The sequence below is a fragment of the Priestia sp. ABM2_011 genome (assembly GCF_056158845.1).
On the sequence record NZ_JBSWUB010000001.1, the window covers coordinates 2827551 to 2842812 of the forward strand.

Genomic DNA, 15262 nt, shown 5'->3' on the forward strand with positions numbered 1-15262 from the left:
TTGAATCAGCTGTGCGCAACTTTTAGGCACTGATACTTGAAATCGAAGACTGTCTATATTTTTTTATTTTGCATTTTATATATGTAGGCGTTTCGCCGAAAAGATTTGCTGTATGTGCAATAGCTCCGTAATACGTTTTAGCATCCATCATTTCTTTATTCACAATATAGTCATACAGGGATGATTCAATATCATCAACAAAAGCTAAAATGTGACGCTTTTCGAATAGGAGTTGATAAAGTTCGTTAATTAAGTATGGGCTTTGATCAAATTTGTCTTGAAGCTGCTCTACTCGGTACTTTGTCATAGGCACTTCACACAAGATAATGTATCGTAACTCTTCTAAAAATAATTTATTCATCTTTCTCACATCCCTATTCTGTTAATAATTATATAATAGCACTATGCCTTCATATTTGGAAGCGTTTTCAATGTATTAATTTTAATATTTTTTTCTTCTCATTTCCCTTCATTTTTTCTGTTCTTACTTGAATTATCTGTAGTATAGTTCGTTTTACGTAAAGACTCTAGCTAATTGTTAAACTACCTGACATACTTTTTGAAAATTTTATTATTGATGTTAAAAGGTCTTACATATCTAAGCGGAAATGCTTTAAAAATAACGTTCTGTGAGTCGGAACCAGCTTTAATTGTGATAAAATAAAAAATGGAAAATACATCATATAGGAGAGAGAGAGGCTATGGAAAAAGACCATATTTCAGAGCTGAAGATTTTAAAAGACATTTCCGAGATTTTAAATGAAGGCACTAATTTACATACCATGCTTCATGATGCGCTTTTAAAACTGCTGCCAATCACAGATTTACAAACAGGATGGATCTTTTTTATTGATGAAAATGGAAAGCATGAGATGATTGCCGCTCAGCATTTGCCGCCAGCTTTATTAAATAAAACCGCTCAGCCTATGTGTAATGGAAGCTGCTGGTGTGTTGACCGGTATATGGATGGCCGGCTTCAAAAAGCGTCTAATATTATGGAGTGTAAGAGACTTGAAGATTCCGTCATTCATGAGTGGGGAGATACACATGACATTACTCATCATGCAACGGTTCCTTTACAAGCAGGGGATGAACGCTTTGGATTATTAAATGTAGCTGCCCCTCATAAAATTCATTTTGAACAGCGAGAGCTTGATTTATTAGGATCCGTCGCTCTTCAAATTGGCACGGCTATCAAGCGGATTAAGCTGACTCAATCTCAGCAGGAAGTAAAACTTATTGAAGAAAGAAACAGGCTGGCAAAAGACCTTCACGATTCTGTTAATCAGCTGTTGTTTTCAATTAATGTCACAGCCAAAGCCGGAAGCAGCTTAGCAAAAGATGTGCAGTTAAAAGAGACTTTTTCCTTAATCCAAGAAACCGCTCAGCATGCTCAAGTGGAAATGAAAGCTTTAATTTGGCAGCTTCGTCCTCAAGGATTAGAAAACGGCATTGTCAGTGCGTTAAAAAGCTATGGTCAAATGCTAGGGCTTAACGTAAAAGAACAAATTAAAGGAGTGTCCGTTTTGCCTGCTGTGATCGAAGAGACACTGTGGAGAGTCGGACAAGAAGCTTTTAATAATTGCCGAAAGCATGCGGGTACGGCAGAGGTACATCTAAACGTAAATATAAGCAAAGACCAAGTAATTATGAAAGTCCGGGATAGCGGCAATGGGTTTATGTATAGCCCTTCAGCAGAATTGCCGACGCTTGGGCTAAAAACTATGCACGAGCGAATAAAAAGATTAAATGGAAAACTATCTGTTACAAGCAGCATAGGAAACGGAACGATTGTGGAAGTATCTATTCCTCTTTCATAACGGAAAGGAGCGCACATGAAAATAAAGATTTTAATTGCAGATGATCACCACGTTGTCCGAAAAGGACTTGTCTTTTTCTTACAAACGCAGCCTGATTTAGAAGTTGTAGGAGAAGCTTCTAACGGGGAAGAAGCTATAAAGTTAGCGACATCTCTAGAGCCTCATATTGTGTTAATGGATTTATCGATGCCGGTTCTCGATGGAATCGAAGCAACAAAAGAACTAAAAAAACAAGCACCGCATATACAAGTCATGATTCTAACAAGCTTTTCAGATCAAGATCACGTGATACCGGCATTAGAAGCAGGAGCTTCAGGCTATCAGCTAAAAGAAAGCGATCCAGATGAACTTGTAGCGGCTATTCGAAAGCTAATGAACGGAGAAAATCAGCTTCATCCCAAAGTCACTACGCACTTGCTAACACGGTTAACCAAAAGCAGCGAAAAGAAAGTCAATTTTATTGATCACTTAACAAAACGAGAAAAAGACGTATTAAAAGAAATTGCAAAAGGCAAAAGCAACAAAGAAATTGGTGCTGCCTTACATATTACAGAAAAAACAGTAAAAACACATGTGTCTAATATTTTATCGAAGCTTGGGGTTCAAGACCGCACGCAAGCTGCTCTATATGCTGTTCAGCATGGAATTTCCTAACCTACGACTTTAGTTGTAGGTTTTTCTCTGTTCACCTCAGTCTATATTGGTAGCTTTCTTTCTATCAATAGCATGACGAAAAAAAGTTCAATCATCCCTATACTATACATATAACCAAACGACAGAGGGGTAGATAAATATGAATATACTTATTATTAACGGAAGTCCTAGAGAAACAGGCCGAACAACACAAGTGACGAGAGAACTTCACAAAAGCTATCAAAGTTCTTTTCTAGATTTAAGTCAATTATCACTTCCTATATTCACCGGTGAACCTCATCAGTATGAAATAGAAGAAGTGAAAGTGCTGACTGAAGCAATAGAAAAAGCGGATGGTATCTTACTTGCGACGCCTGAGTACCACGGCGCTATGAGCGGAGCATTAAAAAACGCGTTTGACTTTTTAAACAGTGCGTATTTTGCACATAAGCCCGTAGCACTTGTAGCCGTATCAGGAGGAGGAAAAGGAGGTATCAATGCTTTAAACAACCTTAGAACCGTTACACGCGCTTTGTATGCGAATGTTCTATCTAAGCAGTTGGTATTAGACCCTGCAGACATCGTGGAAAAAGGAACTTTACGAAAAAACGCCGCTGACGGAATTCATGAATTAGTTAATGAGCTGACTCTGTATGCACAAGTGTCTAAGCAAATTTTAGAAGCTAAGCAAAATGTTTGATGAAGGCGCTTTATAAGGACCGTCGCTTTCAAGCCGTAGTAGCTGCGAATGTTTTATCCTCTATTGGTTCCGGTATTACGATGCTTGCTATTCCTTTACTATTAGTTGCATCTCCAAACGGAAATAGACTATTTGGCACGATTATGCTGATTATGACGGTGATTAGCTTTGTTGCTACTCCGTATATCGGCGTTCTTATTGATCGAATGTCACGAAAAAAATTATTGCTAACAGTAGAACTTATCGGTTTTACCACGGTTATACTATTTGTGATCCTTGGTTTTATGACAGACTATTCAACCATTCACTACGTTATTTTGTACGGAACCGGAAACCTTTACTACACGTTTTTTTATCCAACGATTTTTGCATTAAATCAAGAAGTTTTTTCAAAAGATGCGTTTCAATCATTAAACAGTATTATGGAAATACAAGGCCAGCTATCGAGTATGCTTGCAGGGGCTGCAGCGAGTCTAGTCATTACCCGGTGGTCGCTTCAATGGATTTTAACAGTAGATGCAGCTACGTACATAGCTGCATTCCTTTTTCTATTGAGTATTCCATATAAACAAAGCAGTGAACGAAGCGATAAAAAACACACTGCGATGAAAGAGGGATTAGCATTCATAAAAGAAAATCGCTCGGTATCTCTTTTTTTACTGCTTTCTTTTATGCCTTTCATTGCTGTGATGATGACGAACTATTTGTTTCCTATTTATCTGACTCAAGAATTAAACGCAAGTCCAGCAGCATACGGGATTGAAAGTGCTGTATATGGTTTCGGAGCATTAACCGCAGGGATATTGATCGTATCTATTATAAAAAGAACAGGCACTGAGCTAGCTATTATGCTGAATATAAGCCTTTTTGCACTTGGAATATCGATCATCTTCTTTATGAAGCTTCTGCCCGTTTACTTTTCTATTGTGTTTCTTCTTGCTTTTGCAAATGCAGGTACAAGAGTAGCTCGAAATACGTTTATGATGCAAAAAATACCGAATATTATCGTAGGAAGAGTCGACAGCTGTTTTCGCTTTATCACGTTAGGGATTCGTATTTTATTGATTTTCTTCTTTACGTACGTTACGGCTAATGATCGTATAGGACTGGCTTTTTTAGGACTTAGCCTGCTTTTATTATCATCCGCTGTGGCAGGCTGGACGCTCTACAAAAGAAAACACCGAAAACAGTCTGCACTGCTTAAGAGTGTTTTATAATGTCTGTTGCATGTTATAATAGAAGAATTGACAAATAATGTTCAACGTTTATGACGTTGGACATTATTTGTTCTGAATAGAAATTAAACAGCAACAGCATTGACTGTTATGCGATTGGAAGATTGTGAAGCGATGATAAATAAAACATTAAACAAAGAACAATTAAAAGATTCGTACTCAAGCAGAACGTACTATAGAGGACACACGTATTACAAGCAGGGGCGTGTGCTTGATTTGGAATACAATGAACAGACCACTACGTGGACAGCATCCGTTCGAGGTGCGGAAATGTATACAGTAATGGTTGAACAAAAAGGAAATTCTTTTTATTCATTCTGCGATTGTCCTGCTTATCACGAGTTTTCAGAATGCAAACACGAAGTAGCTGTTTTATTAACCATTTGCGATGAGCGAGCAAAGCCGCAGCCAATTAAAACGAAGCCTTTTCGCCAAAGCAAAGAATACGAAAATGTAAATCACTTTATCGACTTATTTTCGAGCTATCAGCAAACAATAAGCGACCATAGAAAATATGCAGATAAAGATCCGTTGAAAGTAGAATTTATTTGCAAGTCTTACTCAGAAGAATTTTTACGTTCAGAAGGAATGTACGTAGCGCTTGAAATGAAAGTAGGCGTCGACCGGACATATGTAGTAAAAAACATTCAAGAATTTTTGACAGACGTTAAAGAATTCCAAACTCACGAATTTACTAAGCGCTTCGAATATGACCCTGAGGAACATTTTTTTATAGAAGAAGATAAGAAAATCATTGAGCTGCTGATGGATATTATGACAAATGAATCATTTTATAAAAATTCTTATTCCATGTATCGTTCGTCTGCAAATAACAGAGAACTAATCATTCCCTCCATCATAGCCAAAAAGTTATTTCAATTGCTTAAAGATCGGAACTTTACATTTATTCATGACGGGCACTCATATGAAAATATTATCTTTGCTGAAAGCTCAGCTCCTTTTTCATTTCAAATAAATAAGCATTCGGCAGCTGGATTTGAGCTAGACTTTACGGAACTTCATCAAGCTTCATTTTTTGATCGATATGGATGGTTATTTTTAAACGGGACGTTTTATGAGCTATCTCAAGATCAGCGAATGCTTCTTGAAGGACTTCGAAAAACGGCGCCTTTAAAGCCAGTCGTACCTATAGCAGAAGAGCAGATGGGCAATTTTTTATCTCACGTCGTTCCAGGACTAAAAAAAGTGGGGAAAGTAGATATCGCAAAGGAAGTATCTCATCAGATTATTGCACCTGAACTAAAAGCAAAAGTATTTATTGATCGCGAGGATGAACAACTTTTTGTGACGCTTCGGTACAATTACGGAGAGATTTCAATTAATCCATTTTCACCCCAGTCTGAAAAACACGATAAAATCTTGATACGAGATTTAGAAAAAGAAGACCGCGTTATGGACTTAATTGAAACGGCTCCTTTAAATATTTATAAAAACCAGCTGTACTTAAATCAAGACGAATACTCTCTATATGAATTTTTGTTTCATATTGTTCCAAAGCTTGATGAAATAGCGGATGTGTATATTACGGATGAGATGAAAGATTATGCTTATACGGATTTTTCTGCGCCAGTAACAACGGTTGACATTCAAAATAGCAATGGGCTATTAGAAATTAATTTTGATTTAGGAGACATTGATCATCAGACCGTTCAAGATGTTTTAAAATCTGTTTTAGAAAAGAAAAGCTATCATCGTCTAGATAACGGTGCGTTTATTCCTCTTGAAAACGAAGGCTTTGAACATATCCAAAATCTGTTTCGTGAGCTGAACGTAACCGAGAAAGACTTAAAGGATAACTCATTGCAGGTACCTTTATATAGAGGAATGCAAGTGGAAGAGATTATGAGTGCGGGTGATAAATCAGCTGCTAAATTTGGCTCAGCATTTAAAAGGTTACTTACACAGCTTAAATCCCCCGAGGAAATGGATTGGGAAGTACCGGAATCCTTGCAGGCATCACTGCGTGATTATCAGTACAATGGGTTTAAGTGGTTTAAATCGCTGGCTCACTACTCTTTAGGAGGCGTACTGGCTGATGATATGGGGCTTGGAAAAACGCTTCAAAGCATTGCCTATATCTTATCTGAAAAAGAGCTTGATGAAGACAGCAGTGCTTTTTTAATTGTTGTGCCGGCTTCCTTGATTTATAACTGGCGCAACGAATTGGAGAAATTCGCACCGAATTTAACGGTTCAAACCATTACAGGAACGCCGAGCGAGCGTGAGGAGAAGCTAAAACGCACAGCTGACGTATGGATTACATCTTACCCAACGCTGCGTCAAGATATCGATTTGTATCAGCATCTTCATTTTCATGCTTTAATTCTAGATGAGGCTCAGAGTATTAAAAATCATACAACGAAGACAGCAGTAGCTGTTAGGACTATTTCAGCTAAAAAACGTTTTGCGCTTAGCGGTACGCCTATTGAAAACTCACTTGATGAGCTTTGGTCAATTTTCCAGACCATTCTTCCTGGCTTATTTCCAGGGCTTCGCCAGTTTAAAAACATGTCATCGGAGCAGGTCAGCCGAATTGTAAGACCATTTTTACTGCGACGAGTAAAAAAGGATGTGTTAAAAGAACTGCCTGATAAAATTGAAACCACTCATTTATCTGAGCTGACTAAAGAACAAAAAGAGTTGTATGTAGGCTATTTAGAGCAGTTAAAATCATCTTTAGCCGGTGAAGATTTTAATAAAAACCGAATGAAGATCTTGGCGGGATTAACAAGACTTCGCCAGATTTGCTGTCATCCGTCCCTATTCGTTGAAAATTACGAAGGGGATTCAAGCAAATTAGAGCAGCTGCTGGAGATTACAAGAAATGCGGTTGCCAATGGAAAACGCTTGTTAATCTTTTCTCAGTTTACAAGCATGCTTCATATTATTCGAGAAGAGCTTCAAAAAGAAAATCTCTCGTACTTTTATTTAGACGGTCAAACGCCATCAAAAGAACGAGTGGAAATGGCGGATCGGTTTAATAATGGAGAACAAGACATTTTCTTAATTTCATTAAAAGCCGGAGGCACGGGTTTAAATTTAACGGGAGCCGATACGGTTATTTTATATGACTTATGGTGGAACCCCGCGATTGAAGAACAAGCGGCAGGCCGTGCACACCGCATTGGACAAAAAAATGTGGTGCAGGTCATCAAGCTTATTTCTCAAGGAACCATCGAAGAAAAAATTTACGCCTTGCAGCAAAAGAAAAAAGAACTCATTGAACAGGTTATTCAGCCGGGAGAAACAATGCTTTCTAGTTTGACAGAAGAAGAGCTCCGAGAACTGCTTAGTATGTAGCAAAGGATGTGTGAGGAATGAAAAAATGGGCGTTTGTATCAGATTTTGATGGAACGATTTCAAAAAAAGATTTTTACTGGATTGTGATTGAAAAGTATTTTCCAGAAGGTGAAGAACTTTTCCGCCGGTGGAAAGCAGGAGAAATGAAAGATATTGATTTTTTATCTACTGTTTTTCAATCCATTCACCAAGAAGAACCGAAAATTTTAGAAGAAGTAGCGAATATTCCAATTGATAAATACGTGCCCGCTTTTATTAAAGCTGTTCAGGAAAACGGCGGAGATTTTTATATTTTAAGCGCTGGAACAACGTACTATATTAAACCGATTTTAGATAAATACGGTGTTGAAAAAGTGGAAGTTTATTCGAATGAAGGATATTTCCATCAAAACAATGTTCATCTGCGTCTAGATCCTGCTCACAGATGGCATTCAGAACGCTACGGCATCGATAAATCTGCTGTTATTCAAGAACTAAAAGAGGCATATGAAACAATTTATTTTGCTGGCGACAGCGAGCCGGATTCGCATCCAGCAAAATATGCAGATGTTACCTTTGCGAAAGATTCTTTGCAAGATTTACTGCGCGAACAAAACGTTTCATTTGTTCCGGTTGAGACATTTAAAGATATTGAGCAATATTTGATGCAACATAATGTAATAAAAAAGGCATAAAAACAGCGGTATTATTTGATTACTTCAAATAATACCGCTGTTCCTATTCCGCCTCCGCTTCCTAAAGCAGCTATTACATATCGCACGTCACGGCGCTTACTTTCATAAAAAAGACGCGTAGCTAAAATAGCTCCTGATGCTCCGTATGGGTGTCCTAGCGTCAATGCTCCTCCGCAAATATTTACTTTCTCTTCTGATATCCCCAGTTTTTGCATGCAAGCGACAACTTTAACAGCAAATGCTTCATTGATTTCAAATAAATCAATATCATCTACCGTAAGCGAATTTCGCTTCAAGATATTTTTAATCGCAGAAACGGGCGCAATAGCAGGGTAAAGAGGTGACACTCCTGAAATATCAGCGTCAATAAAACGCAAAACGGGCTGAAAGCCTAAAGCGCGTGCTTTTTGTTCTTCCATCACAAGCGTAATGCAGGCTCCGTCGTTAATTCCACAGCTGTTGGCTGCGGTGACGGTGCCTTCATTTTTTAAAAAGACGGGGCTGGCTTTTTGCAGCAGCTTTGTTAGGTTTCGTTTTTTCATAAATGCTTCATCTTGCATCACATTTCGAAGAGGAAGCGTTTCTTCTTCAAACAATCTCTTTTCAAAAGACTCCCAGCTTCTTTTATGACTTAAAAGAGCATATCTATCCTGCTGGTCTTTAGATATGTTGTATCGCTGGGCCACGTTTTCTGCTGCAATTCCCATGTCGGGATCACCAATTTTGTCAGGAGAAAAACGTGCTCTTTTTTCAAAAGGAGAAGTGCTTGTACTTTCAACGCCTCCAGCTAAGTAGCACGTTCCTGCACCTGCTTTTATCAAATAGCTGGCCATTCGAATCGCCTCTAAGCCAGCTCCGCACTGACGATCAATGGTCATTCCCGGGATAGAAAAAGGGAGGTCCGCTTCTAAAGCGGATAACCTGGCTACATTTCCTCCTGGACCTACAACATTTCCTAAAATAACGTCATCAATTTCATGTTCAATTCCAGCGCTAAGCTGTTTTAATAAAGGAGCCGCTAGCTCTTGAACGTGAAAATCTTTCAGTAGACCGTTTTCTTTTCCAATGACCGTACGCTTCGCTTTTACAACGGCTGCTTGATACATAGTCATCACATCCTTACATAGAAGCAGTGTTAGAACGGCCAGGTACCGCTACTGCTTTTCGAACTTTTGTAATTAAATAAGCCGCGACCACTGCTTTTATACAGTCACCTGGAAGGTAAACAAAGCTTAGCTGAAGAGACTTCAGAAACGGAATGTGAAGCTGCGTTGCCTGCACAGGAATGCCACAGGCATAGACTAACACAATCCCAAATAACACATTGACAGCAAAAGCTTTTGCAATCGTTACATTTTTTAATCGTGACAGCGTCCAGCCAATAAAGAAAGCTGCAAACACATAGCCAATGATATATCCAGCGCTCGGACTCAAAAATACCCCAATTCCTCCGCGTCCTCCAGCAAGTAAAGGAACGCCAGCTGCTAGCAAACATAAAAAGAGAAATTGACTTAAAGCTCCTAACCTAGCTCCAAGAATTCCTCCTGACAGCATAACACCCATAGGCTGAAGAGTAATTGGAACGGGTGTAAAAGATAAAAAAATAGGAGGGACGAGTCCTAGAGCTCCCATTATAGCTGTGAATAATGCAACGTACGTCATATCTTTTGTTTTCATCGTAAACCTCCGCTATGTATGATAAAACATGACTATCGTATCTTATTAAACTTAAATTAGTCAACTTAATTTTTATATAAGTTTACATTTTTCTTTTCTCAAACCCGCATTTACGATACACTAAAAGTAAAAGTAAAAGGGAGCTTACGGAGTAATGAAACGAATTGAAGAACTAGTTTTTAATCAGTGTCAACAAACGCCTGACAGACTGGCACTATCGGATTCTGTTAATAAACTAAGCTACGGTCAAATGTGGGATCATGTATGCAAAGCTGAAAATCAGCTGCAGGAAAAAGGAATGGAAAAAGGAGAGCTCGTTGCGTTGAGCATGCCAAACAATGCAGCAGCTGTTGTGTCATTTTTAGCGATTTTAAAAGCTGGTGGAATTGTGATGCTTTTGCATAATGAGCTAACAGAGGCTGAAGTGGATACCTATTTTTCTATTCAGTCCCCGAATTGGCTATGGAAAACATCTTCTTTAACTAACATAACAAAAGAAAAACCAATCCTGCCTATACGGCAAGCAAATGAACTGTCCGATCTATTTTTATTTGGATTTACCTCTGGATCAACAGGGAGACCGAAAGGATTTGTAAAATCGCATCATTCTTGGTCTTCATCATTTCAAGAATGGTCGGACGTATTTTCTTTACAGAAACATGAAAAAGTACTTATCCCCTTACATATTTCGTATTCCGCGCAGCTTTATCCGGTTTTGCATGCGCTTTGCAGCGGCATGCATGCTATCATGCTAGAAGCGTTTACACCTTCTGCTGTTTTTAACAAGGAAGCTAGCTGTATGTCTATTACACCCGCGTTAATTTCTCCTTTGCTTCGGTACATACAAAGCAGACCGAAAGAAAAACGACTTTTGCCACAGACTGTGATTTCAGTAGGCAATAAATTATCGCCTTCCGTTCGAAAGAAATTTTCACAAGCATTTCCTGATGCCTCTTTGTATGAATATTACGGATCTTCTGAAATGGGATTTGTTACGGTACTTTCACCAGATACCGCTGAAACGCTGCCTCATACAGTAGGCTATCCTGTTGACAGTGTAGACGTTTTAATCCTGAACGAACGTGGAAAAGAAGTAGAAAAAGGAGACAAAGGAATACTGTTTGTGAAAACAACTCAAGCATTCGAAGGGTTTGTTAAAGATAGCGAAGAAACGAACCGCTCATTTTTTAATGGATATGTTACGTCGCATGATATTGCAGTTCAGCTTCAAGACGGGAGCATTACCATCGTAGGAAGAGATAAAAATGTGATTAAAAGCAGCGGAAGCTTAGTATATGCTGAAGAAATTGAAGAGCTGCTATTACAAATACCGGGCGTTAGCGAAGCAGCTGTCTTTAGCATAGTAGATGCTGAACGTTCAGAAGTTGTAGGTGCAGCAATTGTTTTAGAGAACATTTCTCTTTCTGAAGTAAGACAAGCGCTGACACAACGAGTATCTGCTTATAAAATCCCGCGCGTATGGAGAGTTTTAACGTCCTTTCCGCGAATGAAAAATGGTAAAATTGACAAAGCAACGATATACAGCTACTTTACAGAGAAAGAAGGGAAGACATATGATTTCATTTGAACCCGTCACAGCTGACACGATGTATATTCTGTCAGAGATTATCAATTCAAACGAAGCATACAATGCGTTGGAAAACGGCAAGAAAGAGCGGAGTGAAGAAGAGCTTTTTAAAGAATATATGAATGAAAAAACGGACAGTTATTTTATAAAAGCCGACGATACATACGTAGGGGTTATTGATTACATGAAACAAAATCCTAACGATGATCATCCGTGGATTGGAGCTTTTATTATTCATAGCGCCTATCACAATTTCAGTTTCGGAACGCAGGCGTATCTAGCGTTTGAAGAGAAGCTAAAGGAAGAGGGGCTTTCCGTTCTACGTCTTGGGGTTCTGTCTCAAAATCCTAGAGCTAAGCTGTTTTGGGAGCGCCTTGGTTTTACACAGTATTCCACTAAGCCGCTGCATCATAATCAAGTTAACTGCTTGGAAAAAGAACTGTAAGAAAATCCGTGGATTATATCCGCGGATTTTTTACTGTACTGGAATGCAAATGGAAGAGGTCCGTATTTTCACGTGGTAGATGGGTTAAATCCTTATAAAAAAGGTAGATATGATTAAAGAAGCACCCATTACCCAGAAAATCGTTCAGGACACAAAAAGCGAGGGAAGAACAATAGATAACTATTTAAGAAAAGAATAAAAGTTGAATTAGAAGAATTTCAAAACAAAATAAAGGGTTATCTCAATCAAAAAGTTGTAATTTACAATGGTAGAAAACATGAACAACTGCCTAATTTAATAATTAAATTAAAAGATTTTTATGAAAACTTAGAAAGTGTATTATATTATACAGAAGCTAATAATTCTGAAGCTTATTTCTGGTTCATACTTATAAATGTTGATGAGAAATTTGGCATTTTCATCAGTGAAGATGAGTATGGAATGGACTCAATTTTCTATTGGGGAATTGAATAAAGAAGATTAAATTACAATGTTTAATAAAAACTGCACCTTCGATTATTTTAAATCTAGGTGCAGTTTTTTTGCACTTATTGGTTTCCACATGATTAAGGGTGTTTTGTTCTAACGCACTATCAAGATTCGATTTGAATCCATCATTTTTTTCTAACAAGAACGTTCGCAAAGTTTTATGTGTTTTAGAGAACGTTCGTATAATATCTCAAAACTTAAACTAACGGTGAAAATGATAGATTTTCTATATAAATCAAAAGTTCGCAAAAGTATACTTTTGCGGACTTTTTTATCATGGCTATCCTTATTAAATTTAATTAGAGGATACTTATCTATAAAGCGATATAATTACTTTAGTTGGATAAATTAATTAGAAAGCGAGGGAAGCACATGGGACTTGATATTGAGATGTACGATAAAGAAGATCGGTATCTTGATTTTAAAGAAATTGAGGAGTCATTACATGATGCTCTGTTTCACACAAATAATAACTGGAGAAGTTATTTGTATTTAAGAAAAATTAGAGATTACTATTTGACTAATGTAGAATTTGATCGAGACGAAATTGATAAATTTATAAAGGATTTAGGGAACATAAAAATATTTATCCCTGGAGATTATCATCCGGCATTGAGCGAATTAATAAAAATATTGAGTAATCATGAAATCCAAAAAATATCTATAGTAGGAGACTAAAAGAAAATTGGAGGTAATCTATGAAAAATTGGGAACTGAAAGATACCGATCAGTTGGAAAAAGAATCTGATTGGAACGCAGCAAGGAATAAGTTATATCATAATTGGAAAGAAAATCCTCAGGACTTAAAGGTTTTTCTCAAACTTAGCTTTTTGTGTTGGTATTTAGTTGTAGAATGGGGCGTAGAAAACACGAGTAAAGTACAAGAAAGTGATTATGATGACTATGAAGAATTGCTGCAGGAACTTTATCATTATGGAATCATCCATTTTAAAGAAGATGCATTTTTTAATGCTGTTTTTGGTTTTATGATTGAGTTGTTTCCAGAATACTTTGGAGAAGATTATGATAAAACGAAAGAGTTCGGTGACTCACTGATTAATAAATCCTTCAATTTGAACAAAGAAGATCCATTTATAGAGCTTATTTACCTTTCCGGACGAACTCCATCCAGAAATCCGGCTTATAGTAACGCAGTAGAAAAGCATTTTACCACTGTTAAGAATATGCTTAAAGGGACGGGTGTTTTTCAAGAATATTTTAGCTACATGCTGCTACCTAATGGAAATCAGCTTTAGCATCTAATTGAGGAGAAATTATGAAACCAAAAGACTTACTTAATTTTTATATTAAAACTGATCTCCTTCCTCTCTTAGAGCCTTTAGGCTTCAAATATGCCAAAAGCACACTTAAATTCTCTAGAAAGACAGGGCCTTTCAGTTTAAGTTTATCTTTTTGTATTAGTCAGTATAGCTCCCAAGATGAATGCATTTTTTGGACTATGTGGGATGTATCGTCAAATGAATATGGGAAATGGTATGAGCAAACTTGGGGTACTCAGTTAGCTAATAATGTAGTTGTTGCCAGCGCAGATTGGAATATTCCTAATTGGTTAGAAGGTAATGAAGAACATTTTACACTTTACAATAAAAAGTCAGATAAAAAAGAGTTTAGTAAATTTGTTCAAAATGTAATAAATATAGGTATTCCTCATTATGAACAGATTATAGATTGGAATACAGCAGCTGAGATGGCTTTGAATGAGGAAGATGTATTTTATGAAAGAGTATGTGATTTTTATCTAATGGCTAATGAGAAAAAGAAAGCGAAAGATGTTCTTACATATGGTCTCGAACGTGCCACCGATGAAAATTATGAAGATTTAAAGCAAAGAATGGACAAGTATTTTAAAGAGAATTGAGATTAAAGAAAAGGAACGCTCATCATAGAGTGTTCCTTTTCTTGTATCAATAACGCACATTATGTGAACTAAAGTTGTAGAGCTTATAAAATATAAGGATCACTCTTCATATTCAACCTCTGTCCCTTTAGTATTCTCCGGAAAGGAGCTAATAATTGAATTAGTTGAAGAAAATAGATTGTCATTAGATAGCGAAATAACAGATGCACCATCGTAAAAAATCCAAAACATTGTGCAATCTTTTCGTAATGTAATAATAGGCATTTGAACTTTTCTTCTTCCAAATAAGGTTTTCATATCTCTTTTTTCAAAGCTAAATAAATCTTCTGAAAGAGACCAAGCAGCAAAGCAATTCATACTTCCTTGGCTATATAAAAAAGGCATAACGACTTCAAATTGTTTATAATCTTCAATTTTAGCCTTAATAAAAGTCTCCCTGTCTACTTTTAGTTTTACATATTCAATATTAGCAGATGAAAATATATCACCTATTTCTTCTGCATCATAGCTTATATATGTAAAAAGTGTATATATAGGAAACTTGTTTAACTCTTTCATCCAGTTATTAAAAAAGGTTTCTATATCTACATCATGACCTTCATACTCTACAATGTAAGATGTATTCCCATCTATTCCAAAGGGAAACAAACCACCGCCTGAGGGAATATCACTTATGTAGCTTTTGGAAAGGAACCCTACTTCAATATCCATTATATATTCTCCTTCAATGCCTAAAGTGTATTTTAAGTACAATTATAGTCGATATGTAAATAAGTTCCTATAAGCAGTTTTCTTTTAGCT

The 15262-nt window shown here is 37.1% G+C and carries 16 protein-coding genes; 12 read left to right on the forward strand and 4 right to left on the reverse strand.

From position 1 onward, the window contains the following. Positions 1–22: 22 nt before the first annotated feature. Complete coding sequence (locus ACXAE4_RS15305) at positions 23–361, reverse strand: hypothetical protein (RefSeq protein ID WP_154972956.1); 339 nt, start codon at positions 359–361, stop codon at positions 23–25. A 340-nt stretch (positions 362–701) separates the two neighbouring features. Here ACXAE4_RS15305 and ACXAE4_RS15310 point away from each other — a divergent pair, with 340 nt between their 5' ends. From ACXAE4_RS15310 to ACXAE4_RS15335, 6 genes are all read left to right on the forward strand, one after another. Next, positions 702–1820 carry a GAF domain-containing sensor histidine kinase gene (locus tag ACXAE4_RS15310; protein WP_289578947.1) on the forward strand — a complete coding sequence of 373 codons (1119 nt, stop codon included), beginning with the start codon at positions 702–704 and terminating at the stop codon, positions 1818–1820. A 15-nt stretch (positions 1821–1835) separates the two neighbouring features. Then, positions 1836–2474, forward strand: coding sequence for a response regulator (locus ACXAE4_RS15315; protein WP_033579092.1), 639 nt, complete (start codon positions 1836–1838; stop codon positions 2472–2474). Between the two features lie 139 nt (positions 2475–2613). After that, a complete protein-coding gene (locus ACXAE4_RS15320; RefSeq protein ID WP_014459935.1) occupies positions 2614–3153 on the forward strand; it encodes an NADPH-dependent FMN reductase in 540 nt (179 codons plus the stop codon). After that, positions 3153–4370, forward strand: a complete 1218-nt coding sequence (locus ACXAE4_RS15325) for an MFS transporter (RefSeq protein WP_014459936.1) — start codon at positions 3153–3155, stop codon at positions 4368–4370. The genes ACXAE4_RS15320 and ACXAE4_RS15325 overlap by 1 nt, the downstream gene beginning before the upstream one ends. A 132-nt stretch (positions 4371–4502) precedes the next feature. Beyond that, positions 4503–7709, forward strand: a complete 3207-nt coding sequence (locus ACXAE4_RS15330; RefSeq protein ID WP_154973068.1) for a DEAD/DEAH box helicase — start codon at positions 4503–4505, stop codon at positions 7707–7709. 17 nt (positions 7710–7726) lie between these two features. After that, positions 7727–8383 (forward strand): MtnX-like HAD-IB family phosphatase, encoded by a 657-nt coding sequence (locus ACXAE4_RS15335; RefSeq protein WP_154972953.1) that lies wholly within the window; start codon positions 7727–7729, stop codon positions 8381–8383. An 11-nt stretch (positions 8384–8394) separates the two neighbouring features. On the opposite strand, the gene ACXAE4_RS15340 is transcribed toward ACXAE4_RS15335, so the two are convergent. Together ACXAE4_RS15340 and ACXAE4_RS15345 are read right to left on the reverse strand one after the other, a co-directional pair. Then, a complete protein-coding gene (locus ACXAE4_RS15340) occupies positions 8395–9489 on the reverse strand; it encodes an acetyl-CoA C-acyltransferase (protein ID WP_014459939.1) in 1095 nt (364 codons plus the stop codon). A gap of 13 nt (positions 9490–9502) precedes the next feature. Continuing rightward, complete coding sequence (locus tag ACXAE4_RS15345; protein ID WP_154972952.1) at positions 9503–10060, reverse strand: biotin transporter BioY; 558 nt, start codon at positions 10058–10060, stop codon at positions 9503–9505. Between the two features lie 154 nt (positions 10061–10214). On the opposite strand from ACXAE4_RS15345, the gene ACXAE4_RS15350 reads away from it, so the two are divergent. From ACXAE4_RS15350 to ACXAE4_RS15375, 6 genes are all read left to right on the forward strand, one after another. Then, a complete protein-coding gene (locus ACXAE4_RS15350; RefSeq protein ID WP_155010143.1) occupies positions 10215–11648 on the forward strand; it encodes a class I adenylate-forming enzyme family protein in 1434 nt (477 codons plus the stop codon). After that, positions 11635–12093: a GNAT family N-acetyltransferase gene (locus tag ACXAE4_RS15355; RefSeq protein WP_154972950.1), complete on the forward strand. Its 459-nt coding sequence runs from the start codon at positions 11635–11637 to the stop codon at positions 12091–12093. Before ACXAE4_RS15350 ends, ACXAE4_RS15355 begins: the two co-directional genes overlap by 14 nt. A 195-nt stretch (positions 12094–12288) precedes the next feature. Beyond that, positions 12289–12567, forward strand: a complete 279-nt coding sequence (locus ACXAE4_RS15360) for a YxiF family protein (RefSeq protein ID WP_434738974.1) — start codon at positions 12289–12291, stop codon at positions 12565–12567. 387 nt (positions 12568–12954) lie between these two features. After that, complete coding sequence (locus tag ACXAE4_RS15365) at positions 12955–13260, forward strand: hypothetical protein (RefSeq protein ID WP_099331044.1); 306 nt, start codon at positions 12955–12957, stop codon at positions 13258–13260. A gap of 20 nt (positions 13261–13280) precedes the next feature. Then, the gene (locus ACXAE4_RS15370; protein ID WP_099331043.1) at positions 13281–13838 is read left to right on the forward strand and encodes a hypothetical protein; all 558 of its coding nucleotides are present in this window, start codon (positions 13281–13283) and stop codon (positions 13836–13838) included. A gap of 20 nt (positions 13839–13858) precedes the next feature. Then, positions 13859–14461 carry a hypothetical protein gene (locus ACXAE4_RS15375; protein WP_099331042.1) on the forward strand — a complete coding sequence of 201 codons (603 nt, stop codon included), beginning with the start codon at positions 13859–13861 and terminating at the stop codon, positions 14459–14461. A 99-nt stretch (positions 14462–14560) separates the two neighbouring features. On the opposite strand, the gene ACXAE4_RS15380 is transcribed toward ACXAE4_RS15375, so the two are convergent. Continuing rightward, a complete protein-coding gene (locus ACXAE4_RS15380) occupies positions 14561–15172 on the reverse strand; it encodes a hypothetical protein (RefSeq protein ID WP_099331041.1) in 612 nt (203 codons plus the stop codon). Between the last annotated feature and the right edge of the window lie 90 nt (positions 15173–15262).